Consider the following 20949-nt stretch of genomic DNA (forward strand, 5'->3'; position numbering starts at 1 on the left):
GCTGTCGTGCATGCGCGCGCAGCGCGTCGGACGCCAGCGCACCGAGGTCTGATGGGGCGTTGCGCACGGGTCGTCACGATGCTGGATCGCTGCCGGCACCGGCGCGGTGCGCGCGGTCGACCGATAACCCCCCCAGCCCTTCGCGTCAGAAGACGATCGTAGGGACGTGGCAACACAGGCGCTGCCCGCTGCCAGCCTTGGCCAAAACGCAAAACGCCGGCACTAGGCCGGCGTTCTGCGACTGCTCAGTGACTGTACGTCAGTGGCCCGACGCGCCGCTGGCACCCAGGCCGGTTTCGGCACGGATCTGCTGCGCCTTGAACGCGGCGCGTTCGTTGGCGGCCTGCGGGCTGTGATCCAGGATCGAGAACAGCCAGATGCCGACAAAGCCAATGGTCATCGAGAACAGCGCCGGCGAGGTGTACGGGAACGGCGCCGAGCCGGCTGCATTGCCCAGCGTGTCCACCCACACCGACGGCGACAGCACCGTCAGCACCAGCGAGGAGATCAGGCCCAAAAAGCCACCGACCACCGCACCGCGGGTGGTGCAGTTCTTCCACAACAACGACAGGATCAGCACCGGGAAGTTGGCCGAGGCGGCGATGGCGAATGCCAGCGACACCATGAAGGCCACGTTCTGCTTCTCGAACACGATGCCCAGCAACACCGCGATCACGCCCAGCACCAGGGTGGTGGCGCGCGAGACCTTCAGCTCCGAACCCGGCGCCGGGTTGCCCTTCTTGATCACCGTGGCATACAGGTCATGCGACACCGCCGAGGCACCGGACAGGGTCAGGCCTGCGACCACCGCCAGGATGGTGGCGAAGGCCACCGCCGAGATGAAGCCCATGAACACGTTGCCGCCGACTGCGTTGCCGACCAGCACCGCCGCCATGTTGGCCGCGCCCTTGCCGCCGTGGATGGTGCCGGTGGTGACATCGGCGAACTGCGGGTTGGTCAGCACCAGCGCGATCGCACCGAAGCCGATGATGAAGATCAGGATGTAGAAGTAGCCGATCCAGGTGGTGGCCCACAGCACCGACTTGCGCGCCTGCTTGGCATCGGGAACGGTGAAGAAGCGCATCAGGATATGCGGCAGGCCGGCGGTGCCGAACATCAGCGCCATGCCGAAGGAGATCGCCGAGATCGGGTCCTTCACGAAACCGCCCGGCCCCATGATCGACAGGCCCGCCTTGGCCGCGTCCTCGGGCGATGCACCGCCGTTGGCCGCGATCGCCGTCTTCACCCGCACGCCCTCGGCAAACAGCGCCTCGAAGCTGAAGTTGAAGTGCCACATGATCGCCACGGCCATGAAGGTCACGCCGGTCAGCAGCAGCACCGCCTTGATGATCTGCACCCAGGTGGTGGCGGTCATGCCGCCGAACAGCACGTAGACCATCATCAGCACGCCGACCAGGGTCACCGCCACCCAGTAGTCCAGCCCGAACAGCAGCTTGATCAACGCGCCGGCGCCGACCATCTGTGCGATCAGGTAGAACAGCACCACCACCAGCGTGCCCGACGCGGCAAAGCTGCGGATGGCAGTCGGCGCGAAGCGATAGCCGGCCACGTCGGCGAAGGTGTACTTGCCGAGGTTGCGCAGCCGTTCGGCCATCAGGAAGGTCAGGATCGGCCAGCCGACCAGAAAGCCGATCGCATAGATCAGGCCGTCGTAGCCATTGGCCATCACCGCGGCGGTGATGCCCAGGAACGAGGCCGCCGACATGAAGTCGCCGGCGATCGCCAGGCCGTTCTGGAAGCCGGTGATGCCGCCGCCGGCGGTGTAGAAGTCCGAGGCCGACTTGGTCTTGGCCGCCGCCCACTTGGTGATCCACAAGGTGCCCAGCACGAAGAAGGCGAACATGCCGATCGCCACCCAGTTGGTGGGTTGCTTGTCGACCTGGCCCATGTCGCCGCCGGCGGCCAGCGCGATGCCGGCCGGCAGCAGCCCGGCCAGGATCAGGAGAAGACGCGAATACTTGCTCATTTGCGGGCGTCCTCGAGGATCTGCGCGGTCAGCTGGTCGTAGGTGTTGTTGGCGCGGCGCACGTAGATGGCGGTGATGGCGATGGTGAACACCATCACCCCGATCGCGATCGGGATGCCGATCGAGGTCACGCCTTCACCCATCGGCTTGGCGAGGAATTCCTTGTCGAAGGCGATCAGGCCGATGTAGCCGTAATAGGCCAGCAACATCAGCACGGTGAGGGTCCAGCCCAGCGTGTTGCGCTGGCGCTTGAGTGCGTGGTACTTCGGATTGGCATCGATCTTGGCGATCAGTGCGTCATTCGAGACGGTCATTGTCTGTCTCCTGGTAGAGCGCTGGTAAAACGACGGTGGCCTTGCCCGTTCCACCGCAGTGGAGCGGGCCGCCAGTGGCAAAAACTAGAAGCTGTACTTGGTGGTGAATTGCAGGCGCGAAATGTCGCCGCTGTCGCCGTTCTCGGCTTCGCGGCGGCCGTACATCAGCTCCGCACCCACATCGACCTTGGGCAGCGGCGAATAGAACACGTTGGCGCGGATGCTCTGCTGCGACTTGCTCGCGAGCGCGCCGGTGTTGGCGATGTCGTGGTCGTAGTTCACGCGCGAATACATGATGGTGCTGCGCAGCTTGGCGTTGTAGTCGTGGCGCCAGGCCACCCAGCCGGCGATCGTGCTGACGGTCTGGATGTTGCCGTCGATGTCGATCTCCACGTCCGAGCCGTTGCCCAGGCCCAGGTAGCGCCCCAGGCCTTCGCCGTAGCTGAGCTGGTAACGCAGATCGTTGTTGGCGTTGATGATCCAGCGGCCGCCGCCGGCGATCGCGCCGCCGAAGTCGGTGTCGTTGGTGAGCGCGCTACGCGTGCGGTACTGGCGCGCGATCGCCGACAGGCCGAACGTGCCCCAGGTGCCCTTCCAGTTGTAGCGCGCGGTCAGGTCCGGCATCGCGCCATGGTCGGAGGCCAGGATGGTGTTGCCGCCCTGGTAGGGCGTGGTCAGTGTCTCGGGATTTTCCGCCGACACGCTGAAGGCGCCGCGGGTGTAGCGGATCTGGGTCTGGCGGCTGAACAGCGCGCCGTCGGTCGGCCCGACGATGTCGGCCGCCTCGGGCAGGATCGTGGAATCGATGAAGTTGGACCAGGTCTGGCCGGCCAGCCAGTTGTTCCAGCTCACGTAGGCGTGGCGCAGGGTGCCGCCGTATAGATTGTTGACCTGGTTGGCCAGCGCGTTGCCGAAGAAATCCAGCTCGATGAAGCCGGTGATCTTGTCGCCGTTTTCGGTGACCGTGTCCACGCCCAGGTTGAAGCGCGAGAACTTGGCGTGGAAGTCGGTGTCGGTGCTCGAGGCCTGGCCACCGACCGGCGTCTGGGTCGGGATGTACAGGTAGCGCCCCACCGCGCCTTCGGGCAATGCGCCGTCGGAGGTGCGGGTGGTCATGAAGTCGGCCTTGATGAAACCACCGTAGCGGAACGTCGTCCCCGCAGCTGCATTGGGTGTGATGCTGGTCAGCTGGATCGGCCGCTTGCCGGCCGGCACCGCCGGCGCGGCAGGTGCCTGCGCCTGTGCGGCACGCACCTCGGTCACCTGGGTCTGCGTCTGCGTGATCTGGCCCTGCTGCTGTTGTTGCGCAGACACCAGCAGCTGGACCTGACGCTCGAGCTCGGCGATGCGCGCTTCCAGCGCCTTTTCCTTGGCGGTCTGCGCGAACGCCACGCCTGGCAGGATGGTGGCCACCAACAAGGCAGCCGCCAGCGGATGGCGCACTAACGGTGCAGTACGGTGTGTCATGGACCCCTCTCCCCGATATGGCCTCGCGCTTGATGGCGATGCTGTGCGGAGCGTGAGGCAGTCCGCGCTTTGCAGCCTATTCGCCTTTGGTCGTAGCTGCAGCGCAGCATTCCACAAGGTGACCGATCGTCGCACCAGGGCCGGCAACGGATTGCGGATCACCGGCTGCGGCAGTAAGACCAAGGTCTAAGGCCCGGTTGAACGCCGGGACAGAATGGATACGGCACACTGATTGTCTACCGAGGGCAGCCGCAACGTCCTCTTCCGACAAGTTCATCGCAAGTGAGGGTGCCATGGCTGAGGTTTATCCCGTCGATCCCGCGTTCGCCGCCAATGCGCGCATTACGCGCGAGCAGTACGCAACGCTGTATCGCGAATCGATCGAACACCCCGAGCAATTCTGGGGCAAGGCCGCACAGCGGCTGGAATGGTTCAAGCAACCCACCCAGGTGAAGGACGTCAGCTACGCGCTGGAGGATTTCCACATCCGCTGGTTCGGCGATGGCGAGCTCAATGCCAGCGTCAACTGCCTGGACCGCCAGCTGGCCACGCGCGGCGACAAGACCGCGCTGTTGTTCGAGCCCGACAGCCCGGATGCGCAGTCCTATCCGGTCACCTATCGCGAGCTGTACGAGCGCGTCTGCAAGCTCGGCAATGCGCTGCGTAACCTGGGCGTCAAGAAGGGCGACCGGGTCACCATCTACCTGCCGATGATCGTCGATGCCGCCGTGGCCATGCTCGCCTGTGCGCGCATCGGTGCGGTGCATTCGGTGGTGTTCGGCGGGTTTGCGGCCAATTCGATCGCCGACCGCGTGATCGATTGCCAGAGCAAGCTGATCATCACCGCCGACGAAGGCCTGCGCGGTGGCAAGAAGATTCCGCTCAAGGCCAACGTCGATGCAGCGCTGAAACTGCCCGGCACCAACACCGTGGAAACGGTGCTCGTCGTGCGTCACACCGGTGGTGCGGTCGAGATGCAGGCACCGCGCGATCGCTGGTTCCACGATGTGGTCGACGGCCAGCCGGCTGCGTGCGAGCCCGAGCGCATGAACGCGGAAGATCCGTTGTTCATCCTCTACACCTCCGGGTCCACCGGCAAGCCCAAGGGCGTGCTGCACACCACCGCCGGCTACCTGCTGTTTGCCAGCTACACGCACGAAGTGGTGTTCGACCTGCGCGAGGACGACATCTACTGGTGCACCGCCGACGTGGGCTGGGTCACCGGCCACAGCTACATCGTCTACGGCCCGCTCGCCAACGGCGCCACCGCGGTGATGTTCGAAGGCGTGCCGAACTATCCGACCGTGTCGCGCTTCTGGGAAGTGATCGACAAGCACAAGGTCAGCATCTTCTACACCGCGCCCACCGCGATCCGCGCGCTGATGCGCGATGGCGAGGAGCCGGTCAAGAAGACCTCGCGCAAGAGCCTGCGCCTGCTCGGCAGCGTCGGCGAGCCGATCAATCCGGAAGCCTGGCGCTGGTACTACGAGGTGGTCGGCGACAGCCGCTGCCCGATCGTGGACACCTGGTGGCAGACCGAAACCGGCGGCATCCTGATCTCGCCGCTGGCCGGCGCGGTCGATCTCAAGCCCGGCTCGGCCACCCTGCCGTTCTTCGGCGTGCAGCCGGCACTGGTGGATGCCGAAGGCAAGGTCCTGGAAGGCGCCACCGAAGGCAACCTGGTGCTGCTGGATTCGTGGCCGGGCCAGATGCGCTCGGTGTACGGCGACCACCAGCGCTTCATCGACACCTACTTCCGCACCTATCCGGGCAGCTACTTCACCGGCGACGGCTGCCGCCGCGATGCCGATGGCTATTACTGGATCACCGGCCGCGTGGACGACGTGATCAACGTGTCCGGCCACCGCATCGGCACCGCCGAAGTGGAAAGCGCGCTGGTCTCGCACCCGAAGGTCGCCGAAGCGGCGGTGGTCGGCTTCCCGCATGACGTCAAGGGCCAGGGCATCTATGCCTACGTGACCTTGATCGCCGGCGAAATCCCGAGCGAGGAACTGCACAAGGAACTGGTGACCTGGGTGCGCAAGGAAATCGGCCCGATCGCCTCGCCCGATCACCTGCAGTGGGCACCGGGCCTGCCCAAGACCCGCTCGGGCAAGATCATGCGCCGCATCCTGCGCAAGATCGCCGAAAACGCCCCCGACCAACTCGGCGACACCTCGACCCTGGCCGACCCGTCGGTGGTGGATTCGTTGGTCAATGAGCGGTTGGCGCGCTGAGAGGCGGGGATTGGGCATTCGGGATTGGGGATTGGTGGATGAGGGGCGCGGATTGGGGATTGGAGAGCGGGGATTCGCAGAAGCGGGTTCCCACTCCTTCGCCATTCCCCTCCTCGATCCAGCATCGAGCGGCAATCGGGAAGCGGATGGCGTGCTCAGACCGGCTGTTGCGAACTCCGGTGCACGAATTCCGGCATCCCTGCGTCCACGAATCCCGACTCCCCAGTCCCGACATCCCATGCCTTTGCGAATCCCGAATCCCCAATCCCCAATCCCGGCCCCTCAATGACCACCCTGCTGATCGCCGACGACCACCCCCTGTTCCGTGAGGCCTTGCGCGGGGCTGTGCAGCGCGTGATGCCGGGCGTGCAGTTGTTCGAGGCCGACACGGTGGATGCGCTGTACACCCTGGCCGATGCGCAACCGGATGCCGACCTGTTGTTGATGGATCTCAACATGCCGGGTGCGCAGGGATTCAGCGCGTTGGTGCACATGCGCTCGCTGCATCCGCAGCTGCCGGTGGTGGTGGTGTCGGCGCGCGAGGAGCCGACGGTGATGCGGCGTGCGATCGACCATGGTGCGTTCGGGTTCATTCCCAAATCCGCCGATTCGGACACCATCGGCCGCGCCCTGGCCACGGTGCTCGATGGCGAGCGCTGGATCCCGGCAGAGGCGCAGAACCTGCCGCCGACCGACAGCGAAGAACGCGAAGTGGGCCAGCGCCTGCGCGATCTCACCCCGCAACAGTTCCGCGTGCTGCAGATGCTCGGCGCCGGGCGCCTCAACAAGCAGATCGCCTACGATCTGGGCGTGTCCGAGGCCACCATCAAGGCGCATGTCACCGCGATCCTGCGCAAGCTCGGCGTCACCAACCGTACCCAGGCGGTGCTGATGGCCGGCAAACTCGCCATCGATGCCGACGGCATCGTGCTGCCGCCGCCCGAAGACGACTGAGCACGCTGCAGCGACCGGCTGCGCGCACCGTCAGCGCAGACCGATCGCCGTCGCAGGAAACGCTGCCGGTGGCAGCTCCGGTACGCTCGTCAGCGCAAGGGCTGGCCGGTGCAGACCTTCGATGCGCGTTGCGGCGAGGGCGTGTGCCACACCGCGTTGCCGTTTTCGTCCTCGCCTTCATAGATCGCATAGCGCCCATCGTCCTGACGATGCATGGTCGGGCTGAAGGTGAGGAAATCGGTGCGGCCGTCCGGGCCAATGAACTGCATATCGCCTCCACAGGCGATATTGGAATTGGTTTCCGGCCCCAGCGCAGCGCAGGTGACCTGCGAGGTCTTCGCACGCACCACGCGCGTCACGCGCGGCCGGACCAGCCCGCGATCGGCGGCGTCGCAGAAATAATCGGCAAGCACCGTGCGCATCTCCTGCTGCGACGGCATCCAGGACGGACAGCTGCTGTACGCATCGGCCGTGCAGCTTGAGACAACCGCGGCAGGCGCGTTGCGATCGGGCGCAGCAGCGAGGCTGTCTTGCAGCGGCAGCAACAGGCAGGCGGCGACCGCCAGCAGGGGAAGATAGGAAGGCATCGAAACGTGCGGCCTGGCGTGTATGGGGCACGCGACTGTACGCCATGGGCAATCGATGCCGTGCATGTCCACGCTGCGGCATGGCATGCGTGTGGCATGTCGTGCGCCTGCCGCGCATGGTCCGGTCGCGATTACGGCGGCGATGGATGCATCGCGCCGGTGCGGCGCGGTGGCATCGCTCCACCTGCAGCGTCGCCGTTGCGCAATCGCTCCGTGCCGACTGCCGCGGCACTGGCAAGCCCAAGCGCCGGGGCGTGACCGCGTCCACAGCCCCGCACCGCGCGACATCGCAGTTGTCGATATCACCATTGACCATCAGCTCATGCCTGGGCAAGGCTCGGGCTTGATGACGCTACTGGAGCTGGCATGGCGCGACGTTTTCCCTGGCTCTGGATCGGGCTGCTGGTTGCCTGTGCATTAATCGCGGTGCTTGCATGGCAGAACAAGCAGCTGCGTGCGCAGCAGCAGATGTTGCAGACCCGCATCAGCGCGCCGTATGACGGCATGTACGTGCCGCGCATCGCGGTCACCGATACCCAGGGCCAACGCCATCTGCTCGGCGTGCCGCAGGGACAGGCGCAGGTGCTGTTCTTCTTCACCACCACCTGCCCGTATTGCCAGCGCTCGGCACCCACCGTGCTGCGTGCGGCAAGGCAATTGCAGGCCAATCTGCCCGGCCGTCCGCAGTTGCTCGGCGTATGCCAGTGCGATGCGGCGCAGGCTGCGCGCTATGCGCATGTGCATGGCTTCGATTTTCCGGTGGTCACGTTGACCGATCGTCGCGCACTGATGCTGTTTCGCGCGCGCAACGTGCCACTGCTGATGGCCATCGATGGGCAGGGGCGCGTGCGCCATTCCCGTCTTGGCGTCTTCGATACCACGGAGCAGGTGCAGGACCTGGTCGCCGCGTTGCGCCGCACGGATGCGCCAGCGGCTTTGGCAACGGTGAAGGAGTAATGCATGAAGAAGCGTTGGGGTACTTTGCGGACGACGTTGATGGCGGCCACGTTCCTGGCCAGTACCGGTTTCGGTGCGTTCCAGGTCATGGCGGTGGATAACGCACAGCCGAAAACCGAATCGTGTAGTGCGTGGGCCTGCAAAGCCGAGTGTCCGGAGTTTGGCGGCGACCTGGGCCAAGGCAACGTCTGCTACTGCTGCGGCTAGGAGCGGCGAGCAAAACGCCTGTGCAGCTACGTTTTGTTAGCCACGCCAGGTCTGACGGCGGGGTCCCCCCGGACCCCGCCGTTTAGCCGCATCGCTGGATGCTGCAGACCGCGCTCAGCGCAGCGCGCGGTAACTGAAATCACGCAACACCACTGCGCCTTGCTGCGCAGCGTAGATGCCGAGCTTCAGGCTCAGGAAGCCGCCGAACACGTTGTGGTGAAAGCCGGACATTTCCATGCGCGTGGGGTGGCGAATCCACTGCCGGCCATCGTCGAAGCAATAGTCGAAGGTCACCACATGCGCATCGTTGCTCAGACGCAGGCGGATACGTCGGTGTGTATTGGGCGCGCGTGCCCACACCAGTTCTTCGGAGTATTCGTAGGTCTTGATGGTATCGGGCGTAACGCCGATGCCGACGAAGGCCTTGTGGTTGTAGAACAGCAACAGGCCGCCCTCGGCATTGCCGGTGAGCTCCAGCGTGACCTCGGCGACGTAGCCGCGATCGGGCACGCCACAGGTCAACGGCGAGCTGTCGGCCGGCGAGCTGCCGGAGCAAGCCAGCGTCAGCGACCGATTCGCCCGTTGCACCCGCGCCTGCTCGCCGGGCCTTGGCGCATGCAGGCTCCATTGGGTGCCGAACCTGTCGCTGGAAAAATCGTCCGATAAGGCGAAACCGCTGGGCGCCGCATTGCCCGTGGCGTGTCCACGTGCAGGCGTGCGCAACGGCTTGGACAGATCGCCACCGGTGGCACGGAACCAGCCATCGGCGGTCCATTCGATCGGCTCCAGCAGCGTCTGCCGGCCCAGCGTGCGGAAGCCGTTCTCGTAGCCGTGATAGACCATCCACCAGTCACCGCGCGGGCCTTCCACCAGCGTGGCATGCCCGCGCGACCACCATGGCTCCTGTTCGGATTGCGTGCGCACCAGCGGGTTGCGCGGGCAGTGCTCCCACGGCCCATGCACCGAGCGCGAACGCGCGGCGATGACCATGTGCCCGGTCACCGGCCCGGCAGTGCCGCCGACCGCGGTGACCAGGTACAGCCAGCCGTTGTGCCAGGTCAGCTTGGGGCCTTCGGGGGCGAAGTTCTCCACGATCCAGTCGTCGGGATAGCGCCACGGCGCGTATGCCGGCTCCACCTGCCCGTCGGTGGCCAGTCCGTCGTCGCGCAGGCGCACCTTGCGGATGCCGTTGACGAACAGATAGCGCTTGCCGTCCTCGCCCAGCACATGGCCGGGATCGATGCAGCCGGCGATCTGCAGATCGATCGGGTCGCTCCAGGGTCCGCGGATGTCGTCGGCCCAGATCACGAAGATCGACCAGCCCTTGTCGTCGGGATTAGCCGGGATGTAGATGAAATAGCGGCCAGCGTGCTTGCACAGGTCCAGCGCCCAGATCGTGCCCAGCTGCTTGCGCAGCGCCGGGCCGAGCGGTGTCCAGTTGACCAGGTCGGTGGAATGCCACAGCACGATGCCCGGATAGGAAAGGAACGACGAAAACGTCATGTAGTAGTCGTCGCCATCCTTGAGGATGGTGGGATCCGGATGATCGCCGGCCACGATGGGATTGAGGTAGCTGCCGTTGCCCAGGTCTGCCTTGCGCTGGCCTTCGATGCCGCGCGCCCACCGCGGGGTGCCGGTGCAGGCCGCGTTTGCATCGCCTGCCAGTGCGCTCGGCGACAACGGCGCGACGATGGCGCCTGCGGCGAGCACCTTGAACAGGTCGCGGCGGGTGGTGGTTGGCATGGGTGGGCTTTCGTGCGGTCGGGCTGGTATCTAGCCCCAGGCCTCGGACCGAGGCAACCGCATAGACGGCGTTATAGGAAGCGCTCATGACAGCTGCGGATTTCGACATAGATCGGCGACCACCACATGCCGGGCCGGCCAGCAGGCAAAGATGCCGGGAAACCCACGGCAGCGCTGCGCAACGCCCGTGCTGAACCGCCACCACCTGCGATGCTGCACTGCAGCGTGATCTGTTTACTCATGATTGCGATATTCATATGCGAACAGACCGGCATCGGCCGGCTGGTGGATGTCGCGATGCCCAGCTCCTGCTTCCCATATTCGGTGTGCACCTGCCCCGCGACCGCCCTGCGCGCGGAGTGTGCGGCGTGAGCGTTGCACGGCAGCGTCTGGGCGGCACCGATGTGCAGCTGTCGGCACTGGGGTTTGGCGCCGCGCCGATCGGCAATCTGTATACCGAGGTCGATGACGGCCAGGCGCTGGCCGCGGTGGCGGCTGCGTACCAGGCCGGCATCCGGCACTTCGACACCGCGCCGTACTACGGCTACGGGCTGAGCGAGACGCGCCTGGGCCGTGGTTTGGCCGGCGTGCCGCGCAGCGCCTACACGCTGTCGACCAAGGTCGGCCGCTGCATCCACGACGACGCGCAGGCCACCGCCGGGCGCGACGGCTTTGCCGTGGCGGGCCGGCGCGCCGAGTTCGACTACAGCGCCGACGGCGTGCGGCGCGCGTTTGCCTCCAGCCTGGAGCGCCTGGGCACCGACTACATCGACGTGCTGCTGCTGCACGACATCGGTGCGCTGACCCACGGCGACAACCACGCCAACGTGCTGCGCCAGGCCTTGGAGGAGGCCTTGCCGGCGATGGCGGAGCTGAAGGCGGCCGGTGCCTGCGGGGCGATCGGGCTGGGGGTCAACGAGCAGGAGGTGGCGCTGGAGGTGCTGCCACGCTTTCCGCTCGACTGCGTGATGCTGGCCGGCCGCTACACGCTGCTGGAGCAGCACGGCGCCCGCGCGCTGCTCGAGCAGGCGCAGCAGCGCAACGTGGCGATCCTGTCGGCCGGCCCGTACAGCTCCGGCCTGCTCAGCGACGCACATGGCCCCGGCGCGACCTACAACTACGCCCCGGTCGACACCGCCACCCTGCAACATGCGCAGCGCCTGTATGCAGCCTGCGCGGCGTTCGGGGTGGATATCGGCGCGGCCGCGTTGCAGTTCCCGCTGGCGCATCCGGCGGTGACCACGGTGGTGGCCGGCATGCGGACGGTGGCCGAGGTGCACTCGGCCGCCACGCGCCTGCAGGCGGCGATTCCGCCTGCGCTGTGGCAGCGCCTGCGCGATGACGGCCTGCTCGACGCGGACCTGCCCACGCCATGAGCCGCATCGACGCGCATCTGCATTTCTGGCAGCTGGCCCGTGGCGATTACCACTGGCTGACGCCCGAACTGGCGCCGCTGTATCGCGACTTCGGCCCCGCCGATATCGGCCAGGCGCTGGACGCTGCCGATATCGATGGCGTGGTGGTGGTGCAGGCCGCCGCGACCGAGGCCGAAACGCACTACCTGTTCGAGCTGGCGCGCGCCGATGCGCGCATCGCCGGCGTGGTGGGCTGGGTCGATTTCGCCGCGCCCGATGCCGCCGCGCGCATCGATGCGCTGGTGCAGGCCGGCGACGGTGTGCTCAAGGGCCTGCGCCCGATGGTGCAGGACATCGCCGATGCGCAGTGGCTGGCCAGTCCCGCGCTGGATGCCGCCTTCGACGCCCTGCTCGCGCACGACCTGGCCTTCGACGCCCTGATCCGCAGCGTGCATGTGCCGGCACTGCAGGCGCGCCTGAAGCGCCATTCGCAGTTGCGCGTGGTCGTCGATCACGGCGGCAAGCCGCAGATCGCCGCGGGCGAATTCGTCGCCTGGGCGGCCGGCATGGCCGCGCTGGCGCAGCATCCCAACGTGCACTGCAAGCTCTCCGGCCTGCTCACCGAAGCAGCGCGCGGCGCCGGCGTGGAGGCGCTGGAGCCGTATGTCGCGCATCTGTTCGCACGCTTCGGCCCGCAGCGCATGCTGTGGGGCAGCGACTGGCCGGTGCTGACCCAGCGCGCCGAGTATGCGCAGTGGCTTGAGATCGCACAGCACCTGGTCGCCACACACGCCGACGGCCATGCCAAAGCGGTGTTCGGCGACAACGCACGCACGTTCTATCGTCTGCCACGGCCGGCGGCCCCCACCCACGGAACCTCTTCGGTATGACTGTCTCGATCCCTGCAACTCCCAACGACCGCCTGCATGGCAAGCGCTGCCTGATCACCGCCGCCGGCGCCGGCATCGGCCGCGAAAGCGCGCTGGCCTGCGCGCGTGCCGGTGCGCAGGTGATCGCCACCGATATCGACGCCGCGGCCTTGCAGGCGCTGGCAGCCGAATCCGATGCCATCACCACCCAGCTGCTGGATGTCACCGATGCATCGGCGGTTGCCGACCTGGTCGCCGCGCACGGCCCGTTCGATGTGTTGTTCAACTGCGCCGGCTTCGTGCACCAGGGCAGCATCCTCGATTGCGACGAGCCGGCCTGGCGCCGCTCGTTCTCGATCAACGTCGATGCGATGTACTACACCTGCAAGGCGGTGCTGCCGGGCATGCTCGAGCGCGGCCGCGGCAGCATCATCAACATGTCCTCGGTGGCCTCCAGCATCAAGGGCGTGCCGAACCGCTTCGTCTACGGCGTCACCAAGGCGGCCGTGATCGGCCTGAGCAAGGCCATTGCCGCCGATTACGTGGCCCAGGGCGTGCGCTGCAACGCGATCTGCCCCGGCACCATCAAGACGCCGTCGCTGGGCCAGCGCGTCAAGGCGCTGGGCGGCGACGAACAGGCCGTGTGGAAGAGCTTCACCGACCGCCAGCCGATGGGCCGCCTGGGCGACCCGCGCGAAATCGCGCAGCTGGTGGTGTACCTGGCCTCGGACGAATCGTCGTTCACCACCGGCCAGACCCATATCATCGATGGCGGCTGGTCGAACTGAGTACGACGATGGATCGCGGCGCCGCGCACCACTGCCAGATGCGATGCGTCCCGCTCGTCCGCCTCGGTTTGCGCCCACCGTCCTTACCCACCCGATGCACGCGCGCCAGCGTCGCTGGCCGCTCCATTCCTCACCTGCAAAGGAAGACTGCATGAAACTCGTACGCGTTGGCGCCCCCGGCCAGGAACGTCCCGGCCTGATCGATGACCAAGGCCGCATCCGCGATCTGAGCGGCGTGATCGACGATGTGGCCGGCGAGCACATCACCAATGCCGGCCTGGACAAACTGCGTGCGCTGGATGTGGCCACGCTGCCGCTGATCGAAGGCGAGCTGCGCTATGGCGCCGCCGTGGGCCAGATCGGCAAGTTCATCTGCGTGGGCTTGAACTACGCCGACCACGCCGCCGAATCGGGCATGGACGTGCCCAAGATGCCGATCCTGTTCATGAAGGCCACCACCGCGGTGACCGGGCCGAACGACACCGTGATCATCCCGCGCGGCTCGGTCAAGAGCGATTGGGAAGTGGAACTGGGCGTGGTGATCGGCGATGTGGCGCGCGATGTCACGGTGGACGAGGCGCTGAACCATGTCGCCGGCTACGCGGTGATCAACGACCTGTCCGAGCGCGAATTCCAGCTCGAACACGGCGGCCAGTGGGTCAAGGGCAAGAGCGCCGACACCTTCGGCCCGATCGGCCCGTGGCTGGTCACCCGCGATGAAATCGCCGACCCGCAGAACCTGTCGATGTGGCTGGACGTCAACGGCCACCGCTACCAGAACGGCAGCACCCGCACGATGGTGTTCGGCGTGGCCGAACTGGTCAGCCACATCAGCCGCTACATGACGCTGATGCCGGGCGATGTGATCAGCACCGGCACCCCCCCGGGCGTGGGCCTGGGCCAGAAGCCGCCGGTGTACCTGAAGCCGGGCGACGTGATGGAGCTGGAGATCGAAGGGCTGGGTCGCCAGCGCCAGCCGGTGGTGGCGCATCCGCGCGATGCGGCTTGAGGCCTCTTTCCTCAGCACCTTTTTCCGCATTGGAAAGAGATAGCGGTCAAGGCAAGTCGTAATACATCCGGCACGATGCAGCCCGAAGCCCCTCTCCCGATGGGAGAGAGGCTCTGGCGTCCTGCTCCGTTTCCGTCTGACTCCGCGCGTTTCTAATTTTCGCTTCCATCGCCCAGGACCTCCATGCGCACCATCATCGCCCTCGACACCCACGATGTCCGCTTCCCCACCTCGCGCGAGCTCGATGGGTCGGATGCGATGAATCCGGATCCGGATTACTCGGCCGCCTACGTCGTGCTGCGCACCGATGCGCCGGATGACCTGGCCGGCTACGGCCTGGTGTTCACCATCGGCCGCGGCAACGATGTGCAGACCGCCGCGGTGGCCGCACTGGCCGAGCACGTGGTCGGCCTGTCGGTGGACGAGGTCATCGCCGATCTGGGTGCGTTCGCGCGCCGGCTCACCAACGACTCGCAGCTGCGCTGGCTGGGCCCGGAAAAGGGCGTGATGCACATGGCGATCGGCGCGGTGATCAACGCCGCCTGGGATCTGGCCGCGCGCGCGGCGAAAAAACCGCTGTGGCGCTACATCGCCGAACTCACGCCCGAGCAGCTGGTCGACACCATCGACTTGCGCTACCTCACCGACGCGCTCACCCGCGACGAAGCGCTGGCGATCCTGCGCGCGGCGCAACCGCAGCGCGCGCAACGCATCGCCACGCTGATCGAACAGGGCTATCCGGCCTACACCACCTCGCCCGGCTGGCTCGGCTACTCGGACGAGAAGCTGGTGCGCTTGGCCAAGGAAGCGGTGGCCGACGGCTTCCGCACCATCAAGCTCAAGGTCGGCGCCAATGTGCAGGACGACATCCGCCGCTGCCGCCTGGCGCGCGAGGCGATCGGCCCGGACATCGCGATGGCGGTGGACGCCAACCAGCGCTGGGACGTGGGCCCGGCGATCGACTGGATGCGCCAGCTGGCCGAATTCGACATCGCCTGGATCGAGGAACCCACCAGTCCGGACGATGTGCTCGGCCACGCCGCGATCCGCCAGGGCATCACGCCGGTACCGGTGTCCACCGGCGAGCACACCCAGAACCGGGTGGTGTTCAAGCAGCTATTGCAGGCCGGCGCGGTGGACCTGATCCAGATCGACGCCGCGCGCGTGGGCGGGGTCAACGAAAACCTCGCCATCCTGCTGCTGGCCGCCAAGTTCAATATCCGCGTGTTCCCGCACGCCGGCGGCGTCGGCCTGTGCGAACTGGTGCAACACCTGGCCATGGCCGACTTCGTCGCCATCACCGGCAAGATGGAAGACCGCGCGATCGAATTCGTCGACCACCTGCACCAGCATTTCCTCGACCCGGTGCGCATCCGGCACGGCCGCTACCTGGCCCCGGAGGCGGCGGGTTTCTCGGCGGAAATGCATGCGTCCTCGATCGCGGAGTTCAGCTATCCGGAAGGACGTTTCTGGGTCGAAGATCTGGCCGGCAACGCCAAGGACTGAGCACGCAACCCCTCATCCGCCCTGCGGGCACCTTCTCCCGCCTGCGGGAGAAAGAAGCAGTTGTCCGGCCGGGACTGCGATGCGGCCGGAACGGCTCCGCCATCCAAGTGAATGTTTCCGGGTCGTAGATCTGGCCGGCAACGGCGAGGACTGAGCGCGCAGCCCCTCATCCGCCCTGCGGGCACCTTCTCCCGCACCCGGGAGAAGGAAGCAGTTATCCGGCCGGGACTGCGATGCGGCCGGAACGGCTCCGCCATCCAGGTGAACGTTTCCGGGTCGTAGATCTGGCCGGCAACGGCGAGGACTGAGCGCGCAACCCCTCATCCGCCCTGCGGGCACCTTCTCCCGCGCGCGGGAGAAGGAAGCAGTTGTCCGGCCGGGACTGCGATGCGACCGGAACGGCTCCGCCATCCAGGTGAATGTTTCCGGGTCGTAGATCTGGCCGGCAACGGCGAGGACTGAGCGCGCAGCCCCTCATCCGCCCTGCGGGCACCTTCTCCCGCCTGCGGGAGAAGGAAGCAGTTGGCCGGCCGGGACTGCGATGCGGCCGGAACGGCTCCGCCATCCAGGTGAATGTTTCCGGGTCGAAGATCTGGCCGGCAACGGCGAGGACTGAGCGCGCAGCCCCTCATCCGCCCTGCGGGCACCTTCTCCCTCCTGCGGGAGAAGGAAGCAGTTGGCCGGCCGGGACTGCGATGCGGCCGGAACGGCTCCGCCATCCAGGTGAACGTTTCCGGGTCGTAGATCTGGTAGGCGTCTGCGCCATGTCCCCACCGTCGGGCGTCTGCAGCATGCTGCCGGTCAGCCGTTCGCCAGGCCGAAGACGCAGACCCACAAGCGCCCCACCCGGTATTGCCAGGCCGGCCGGACCGCAGCCCCGCCAAGCGACTGCTCCCTTCTCCCGCAAGCGGGAGAAGGTGCCCGAAGGGCGGATGAGGGGCACGGCTAGCGCTGCGCGTCGATCGCCGCACTCAACGCAAAGATCCGCCCCGCCTCGCGCCACTTCTCCCCAGGCGCGCTGCCCGGCAGCGGTTTCTGGAACCGCCACATCAGGTCTTCCCAGGCCTGGATCCGCGGATCGGCCGCATCCCGCGCGGCCTTGGCCGCCGGATCGTAGGTGTCGCCGACCTCCATCAGCATCACCAGGCGGTCGCCGCTGCGGAAGATCTCCAGCTCCAGGATGCCGGCCTGCTGCAACGAGGCCACCACTTCCGGCCAGACCTCGCTGGGCCGATGCCAACGCTCGTACTCGGCGATCAACTGCGCATCGTCGTGCAGATCCAGCACGTAGCACAGCCGCCGCGTGCTCATGCGCCTGCCCCAGCAATCACCGGCGCCGCGCGCCGTGCGCGCAACGCGAACAGCAGGATCACCGCAAAGCACCCACCCGGCACCACCATCGCCCAGTGGATACCGGCCAGGTCCGACACCGCGCCCATCACCGCGGTGAGCAGCGCACCACCGATGATCGACATCACCAGCAAGGACGAGCCCAGCTTGCGCGCATCGTCATGCATGCCGTCCAGGCCCAACGCAAAGATGGTCGGAAACATCACCGACATGAACACGCTTGCGGCCACCAGCGCGTACAGGCCGGTCCAACCGGGGAAGGCAATCGCCACCGCACACAAGACCAGGTTGATCGTGGCAAAGCTCGCCAGCAGCCTGGCCGGCGCCAGATAGCGCAACAGCGCGGTGCCGATGAAGCGGCCGGCCATGAACAGCACCAGCGAGATGGTCAGATACGTCGCGGCGCTTTTTTCCGGCGTGCCCGGCACCGCATCCTGCAGGTAACGGATCAGATAACTCCAGATGCCAACCTGCGCGCCCACGTAGAAGAACTGCGCCACCACCGAAAACACGAACAGCCGGTTGCGCAGCAATTCGCTAAAGCGTGCGCGCCTGGGCGCAGCCTCGCCCGGGCCGGCATCGCCGGTGGGAAAGCGCACCAGCGCAATCAGGATCGCCCACACCACCACCACTGCGCCGATCACCAGGTACGGCGTCTGCACCGCCGCCGATTCGGTGGCGAAGAACGCCGCGCGCGCGGCCGGCGTCATCGCCGCCAGCTCGGCCGGGGTGTGCTCCACGCCGGAGAAGATGAAGTGCTGGCCGACCAGCACGCCGGTGATCGAGCCCAACGGGTTGAACGCCTGCGCCAGGTTCAACCGCCGCGCCGCGCCTTCTGCCGGGCCGAGCACGGTCACCAGCGGGTTGGCGGTGGTTTCCAGGAACGCCAGGCCGCTGGCGATCACGAACAAGGCCAGCAGGAACAGCCAGTAGGTATGCACCTGCGCGGCCGGATAGAACAGGAACGCGCCGCATGCATACAGCAGCAGGCCCACCACCACGGCCGCCTTGTAGCTGTAGCGGCGCATGAACATCGCCGCCGGCATCGCGAATACGAAATAGCCCAGGTAGAACGCGCTCTGCACCAGGCCTGCCTGCAGGTCGGTCAGCTCGAAGGCCTTCTTGAACTGCTTGATCAGGATGTCGTTGAGGTTGTTGGCCATGCCCCACAAAAAGAACAGGCTGACGATCAACAACAGGGGAACCATGGCGGTACGCGCCAGGTTGCCGCGCGGTGACGCGGCAATGTCACTGTGATGCATGCGACCGATCCCCTCCCAAGGCTGTGGCGCTTGCGTTGCTGTGCGGCGAGCGTACTGCGCAGGCCAGCACCATGCAAATATAAAAACTTTGTTTATATTTGCACGCGAGGGCCGACCCTCACCGCTGCCCGCGATGCCTGTACCCTGGCGCGCCGCAGCCTTGCCTGGAGCCGCAGACGGATGAGCACCGAACCCGCCAAGTACCGCGCCCCCGCCCTGGACAAGGGCCTGGACATCCTCGAACTGCTCGCCCGCCAGGCCCAGCCGATGAGCATGGGCGCGATCTCGCAAGGCATCGGCCGCTCGCGCGGGGAGATCTTCCGCATGCTGCAGGTGCTGGAGGAGCGCGGTTATCTCACCCGCGACGGCGAGGGCGACTATGTGCTGACCAATCGGCTGTTCATGCTCGGCATGCAGCAGCCGCAGGTGCAGAGCATCAGCGAAGCGGCGTTGCCGGTGATGCGGCGGCTGGCCGATGCGATCTGTCAGCCCTGCCACCTGGTGGCACCGTCCGGCGACCAGATCGTGGTGATCGCGCAGATGGACGTGCCCAGCGATCTGGGCCTGGTGGTGCGCCCGGGCCATCGCCGCCCGCTGACCCATTCCAGTTCCGGGCTGGTGCTGTTCGCGTTCCAGCAGCCGGAGGTGCAGGCGCGCTGGCTGGACATGCTCGACGCCAGCGAGGTGCCGTTCGAACGTGCGCAGTTCCTGGCGGCCGCCGCGCAGGCGCGCAACGACGGCTATGCCATGCAGCCCAGCGAAGCGGTGGTGGGCGTGGTCGACCTGACCGCACCGATCCTGCAACGCGGCAGCGCGACCTATACGCTGACCGTTCCGTTCATCGCACGCCGCCCGGAGCTGGTCGGCCCGCACGCGGCGCTGCAGGCCTTGTGCGCGGCGACGGCGGAGATCTCCGCAGCGTTGCTGTAGCCGTGGCCCGGGCCGGGCGTTTGTTTGCGTCGGTGCTGGTGGTTCCCCGCTGCGCGCTGCCGGCGGTTGGCTCTGGCGTCTACCCGCTGCGCGGCTGAGCCTGTGCGTGTAGCGCTGGGTGATTTTTCCGGAGTGCTGCGGCTGCGATGGCAGCCTGGCCATCGCACTTCATCCGACCGGTGTCGCCTGCACCCGCTGCGGCGTCGCAGGCCGCGCACATCGCGGTGTTCCGGAAAGCGGCGCATCGCTGCATGTTGCTGATCGCTGCATGCCTGTATCGGCGTCCTGAAAGACAGCGGCAAGCCGGCGCCGGCGCATGCACGCACGCACGTCCAGCCACGGAGTTCCATATCGCACTGCTTGCAGCACATCCCACATCAGCGGCTTTTCCCCAACGTTTTTCGCTGCCTGCTTCATCGGCGTGGAGACCGTTCGTCATCATAGCCAAGGCAATCGGGCACCACATCCGACCGGTGGGTGGACCTGCCGTCCGGGCCCTGGCGCCTGGAAACAAGGCAAAAACCCGCGTAAATCCCGGGTCGCAATAGCCACGGCTATAAAGATCAGACCGACCTTCGCGTGCAGTGCAGGCGCACCGAACGCGGCCATGCGTTGCTACACTGCGCGCCCCCTTGGGGAGTAGCCTGCTTTCGTCCATCGAAAGCGCCTGCATCAACATACTCGGCCATTGCGCCGTGGTGCAGGCAACCAATCGTGGTTTGGCGAGACCAGCGGCATGCGCGCACAACAACGGTTGGCGCGGGCGCATGTCGTTGCGATCGTGCCCAACCCGAGAATGTCGATGTCCCCTTTTTCCATTGTTTTGATCGGTTTTGCGATGTCCACCGATGCGTTTGCCGCAGCGATCGGCAAGGGCGCGGCCATGCGCAAGCCGCAGTGGCGCGATGCGCTACGCGCCGGTCTGATCTTCGGCAGCATCGAGGCGATCACCCCGGTGATCGGCTGGCTGCTGGGGCGCGCCGCGTCCAGCCACCTGCGTGCGTTCGATCACTGGATTGCCTTCGTGCTGCTCGGCGGCCTGGGCCTGCACATGATTGTGGCCGGCCTGCGCAACGAAGCCGACGAGATCGAAGATGCAGCTGCCGACACGCCAAAACGGCACGGCCTGCTCGCCCTGGCCACCACGGGTTTTGCCACCAGCATCGATGCGATGGCGGTCGGCGTGAGCCTGGCGTTTCTGGACGTGCATATCGGCGTGGTGGCGGTGGTGGTCGGGCTGTGCACCTTCAGCATGGTCACCGCAGGCGTCATGCTGGGCCGCGTGCTCGGCAACCTGATCGGCAAGCGCGCCGAGATCCTCGGTGGCGTGATCCTGGTGATCGTCGGCAGCGTCATCCTCTACGAACACCTCAGCGGTGCCGCGTAGCACGCAGCGGTCTGCCGTAGGAGCGCACCTGGGCGCGACG

Annotated in this window: 19 protein-coding genes and 1 riboswitch; of the genes, 11 read left to right on the forward strand and 8 right to left on the reverse strand. The window is 66.6% G+C overall.

Annotated features, from left to right (window positions below):
- Positions 1-259: 259 nt before the first annotated feature.
- From H7A86_RS19530 to H7A86_RS19540, 3 genes are all read right to left on the reverse strand, one after another.
- The gene (locus H7A86_RS19530) at positions 260-1987 is read right to left on the reverse strand and encodes a cation acetate symporter (protein ID WP_104585622.1); all 1728 of its coding nucleotides are present in this window, start codon (positions 1985-1987) and stop codon (positions 260-262) included.
- On the reverse strand, positions 1984-2301 hold the full coding sequence (locus H7A86_RS19535; RefSeq protein ID WP_104585619.1) for a DUF485 domain-containing protein: 318 nt from the start codon (positions 2299-2301) through the stop codon (positions 1984-1986). Before H7A86_RS19535 ends, H7A86_RS19530 begins: the two co-directional genes overlap by 4 nt.
- Before the next feature lie 84 nt (positions 2302-2385).
- On the reverse strand, positions 2386-3768 hold the full coding sequence (locus H7A86_RS19540) for a DcaP family trimeric outer membrane transporter (protein WP_164739709.1): 1383 nt from the start codon (positions 3766-3768) through the stop codon (positions 2386-2388).
- A 293-nt stretch (positions 3769-4061) separates the two neighbouring features.
- Between H7A86_RS19540 and acs the strand changes: the two genes are divergently transcribed.
- The gene (acs, locus tag H7A86_RS19545; RefSeq protein WP_119131545.1) at positions 4062-6005 is read left to right on the forward strand and encodes an acetate--CoA ligase; all 1944 of its coding nucleotides are present in this window, start codon (positions 4062-4064) and stop codon (positions 6003-6005) included.
- A 285-nt stretch (positions 6006-6290) separates the two neighbouring features.
- On the forward strand, positions 6291-6959 hold the full coding sequence (locus tag H7A86_RS19550) for a response regulator transcription factor (RefSeq protein ID WP_010374372.1): 669 nt from the start codon (positions 6291-6293) through the stop codon (positions 6957-6959).
- An 89-nt stretch (positions 6960-7048) separates the two neighbouring features.
- On the opposite strand, the gene H7A86_RS19555 is transcribed toward H7A86_RS19550, so the two are convergent.
- A complete protein-coding gene (locus tag H7A86_RS19555) occupies positions 7049-7612 on the reverse strand; it encodes a hypothetical protein (RefSeq protein WP_232099135.1) in 564 nt (187 codons plus the stop codon).
- A gap of 327 nt (positions 7613-7939) precedes the next feature.
- Between H7A86_RS19555 and H7A86_RS19560 the strand changes: the two genes are divergently transcribed.
- Positions 7940-8503, forward strand: coding sequence for a peroxiredoxin family protein (locus tag H7A86_RS19560; protein WP_180708177.1), 564 nt, complete (start codon positions 7940-7942; stop codon positions 8501-8503).
- Positions 8504-8506: 3 nt separating this feature from the next.
- Entirely contained in the window at positions 8507-8710 is a 204-nt protein-coding gene (locus H7A86_RS19565) for a hypothetical protein (RefSeq protein WP_119131543.1), read from the forward strand.
- A 114-nt stretch (positions 8711-8824) separates the two neighbouring features.
- Here H7A86_RS19565 and H7A86_RS19570 read toward each other — a convergent pair whose 3' ends face one another.
- Positions 8825-10453, reverse strand: coding sequence for a family 43 glycosylhydrolase (locus tag H7A86_RS19570; protein WP_119131542.1), 1629 nt, complete (start codon positions 10451-10453; stop codon positions 8825-8827).
- 71 nt (positions 10454-10524) lie between these two features.
- A complete protein-coding gene (locus H7A86_RS21110) occupies positions 10525-10785 on the reverse strand; it encodes a hypothetical protein (RefSeq protein WP_232099353.1) in 261 nt (86 codons plus the stop codon).
- Between H7A86_RS21110 and H7A86_RS19580 the strand changes: the two genes are divergently transcribed.
- From H7A86_RS19580 to H7A86_RS19600, 5 genes are all read left to right on the forward strand, one after another.
- Complete coding sequence (locus H7A86_RS19580; protein ID WP_321186578.1) at positions 10786-11829, forward strand: aldo/keto reductase; 1044 nt, start codon at positions 10786-10788, stop codon at positions 11827-11829. It abuts the gene before it with no gap.
- Positions 11826-12698: an amidohydrolase family protein gene (locus H7A86_RS19585; RefSeq protein WP_119131541.1), complete on the forward strand. Its 873-nt coding sequence runs from the start codon at positions 11826-11828 to the stop codon at positions 12696-12698. The genes H7A86_RS19580 and H7A86_RS19585 overlap by 4 nt, the downstream gene beginning before the upstream one ends.
- On the forward strand, positions 12695-13465 hold the full coding sequence (locus H7A86_RS19590; RefSeq protein WP_104649882.1) for an SDR family oxidoreductase: 771 nt from the start codon (positions 12695-12697) through the stop codon (positions 13463-13465). Before H7A86_RS19585 ends, H7A86_RS19590 begins: the two co-directional genes overlap by 4 nt.
- 151 nt (positions 13466-13616) lie before the next feature.
- Positions 13617-14474 carry a fumarylacetoacetate hydrolase family protein gene (locus tag H7A86_RS19595; RefSeq protein WP_104649881.1) on the forward strand — a complete coding sequence of 286 codons (858 nt, stop codon included), beginning with the start codon at positions 13617-13619 and terminating at the stop codon, positions 14472-14474.
- Between the two features lie 183 nt (positions 14475-14657).
- Entirely contained in the window at positions 14658-15980 is a 1323-nt protein-coding gene (locus tag H7A86_RS19600) for an L-fuconate dehydratase (protein ID WP_119131540.1), read from the forward strand.
- 945 nt (positions 15981-16925) lie between these two features.
- Here H7A86_RS19600 and H7A86_RS19605 read toward each other — a convergent pair.
- Positions 16926-17291 (reverse strand): L-fucose mutarotase, encoded by a 366-nt coding sequence (locus tag H7A86_RS19605; protein WP_104585593.1) that lies wholly within the window; start codon positions 17289-17291, stop codon positions 16926-16928.
- A complete protein-coding gene (fucP, locus tag H7A86_RS19610; protein ID WP_119132459.1) occupies positions 17288-18592 on the reverse strand; it encodes an L-fucose:H+ symporter permease in 1305 nt (434 codons plus the stop codon). The genes H7A86_RS19605 and fucP overlap by 4 nt, the downstream gene beginning before the upstream one ends.
- A gap of 180 nt (positions 18593-18772) precedes the next feature.
- Here fucP and H7A86_RS19615 point away from each other — a divergent pair, with 180 nt between their 5' ends.
- Both H7A86_RS19615 and H7A86_RS19620 read left to right on the forward strand, forming a co-directional pair.
- The gene (locus H7A86_RS19615) at positions 18773-19522 is read left to right on the forward strand and encodes an IclR family transcriptional regulator (RefSeq protein WP_115051111.1); all 750 of its coding nucleotides are present in this window, start codon (positions 18773-18775) and stop codon (positions 19520-19522) included.
- Positions 19523-20149: 627 nt separating this feature from the next.
- Positions 20150-20312, forward strand: a riboswitch (yybP-ykoY riboswitch).
- 12 nt (positions 20313-20324) lie between these two features.
- Positions 20325-20909 (forward strand): manganese efflux pump MntP, encoded by a 585-nt coding sequence (locus H7A86_RS19620; protein WP_115678224.1) that lies wholly within the window; start codon positions 20325-20327, stop codon positions 20907-20909.
- Positions 20910-20949 lie beyond the last annotated feature (40 nt).

The organism is Xanthomonas euroxanthea, from assembly GCF_903989455.1.
Taxonomy (GTDB): domain Bacteria; phylum Pseudomonadota; class Gammaproteobacteria; order Xanthomonadales; family Xanthomonadaceae; genus Xanthomonas; species Xanthomonas euroxanthea.

Coding starts and splice junctions, on each gene's coding strand:
- H7A86_RS19615 (WP_115051111.1), top strand. CDS start 18,773: ATGAGCACCGAACCCGCCAAGTACCGCGCCCCCGCCCTGGACAAGGGC.
- H7A86_RS19535 (WP_104585619.1), bottom strand. CDS start 2,301: ATGACCGTCTCGAATGACGCACTGATCGCCAAGATCGATGCCAATCCG.
- H7A86_RS19565 (WP_119131543.1), top strand. CDS start 8,507: ATGAAGAAGCGTTGGGGTACTTTGCGGACGACGTTGATGGCGGCCACG.
- H7A86_RS19585 (WP_119131541.1), top strand. CDS start 11,826: ATGAGCCGCATCGACGCGCATCTGCATTTCTGGCAGCTGGCCCGTGGC.
- H7A86_RS19540 (WP_164739709.1), bottom strand. CDS start 3,768: ATGACACACCGTACTGCACCGTTAGTGCGCCATCCGCTGGCGGCTGCC.
- H7A86_RS19550 (WP_010374372.1), top strand. CDS start 6,291: ATGACCACCCTGCTGATCGCCGACGACCACCCCCTGTTCCGTGAGGCC.
- H7A86_RS19570 (WP_119131542.1), bottom strand. CDS start 10,453: ATGCCAACCACCACCCGCCGCGACCTGTTCAAGGTGCTCGCCGCAGGC.
- H7A86_RS19605 (WP_104585593.1), bottom strand. CDS start 17,291: ATGAGCACGCGGCGGCTGTGCTACGTGCTGGATCTGCACGACGATGCG.
- acs (WP_119131545.1), top strand. CDS start 4,062: ATGGCTGAGGTTTATCCCGTCGATCCCGCGTTCGCCGCCAATGCGCGC.
- H7A86_RS19595 (WP_104649881.1), top strand. CDS start 13,617: ATGAAACTCGTACGCGTTGGCGCCCCCGGCCAGGAACGTCCCGGCCTG.
- H7A86_RS19600 (WP_119131540.1), top strand. CDS start 14,658: ATGCGCACCATCATCGCCCTCGACACCCACGATGTCCGCTTCCCCACC.
- fucP (WP_119132459.1), bottom strand. CDS start 18,592: ATGCATCACAGTGACATTGCCGCGTCACCGCGCGGCAACCTGGCGCGT.
- H7A86_RS19620 (WP_115678224.1), top strand. CDS start 20,325: ATGTCCCCTTTTTCCATTGTTTTGATCGGTTTTGCGATGTCCACCGAT.
- H7A86_RS19555 (WP_232099135.1), bottom strand. CDS start 7,612: ATGCACGGCATCGATTGCCCATGGCGTACAGTCGCGTGCCCCATACAC.
- H7A86_RS19530 (WP_104585622.1), bottom strand. CDS start 1,987: ATGAGCAAGTATTCGCGTCTTCTCCTGATCCTGGCCGGGCTGCTGCCG.
- H7A86_RS19590 (WP_104649882.1), top strand. CDS start 12,695: ATGACTGTCTCGATCCCTGCAACTCCCAACGACCGCCTGCATGGCAAG.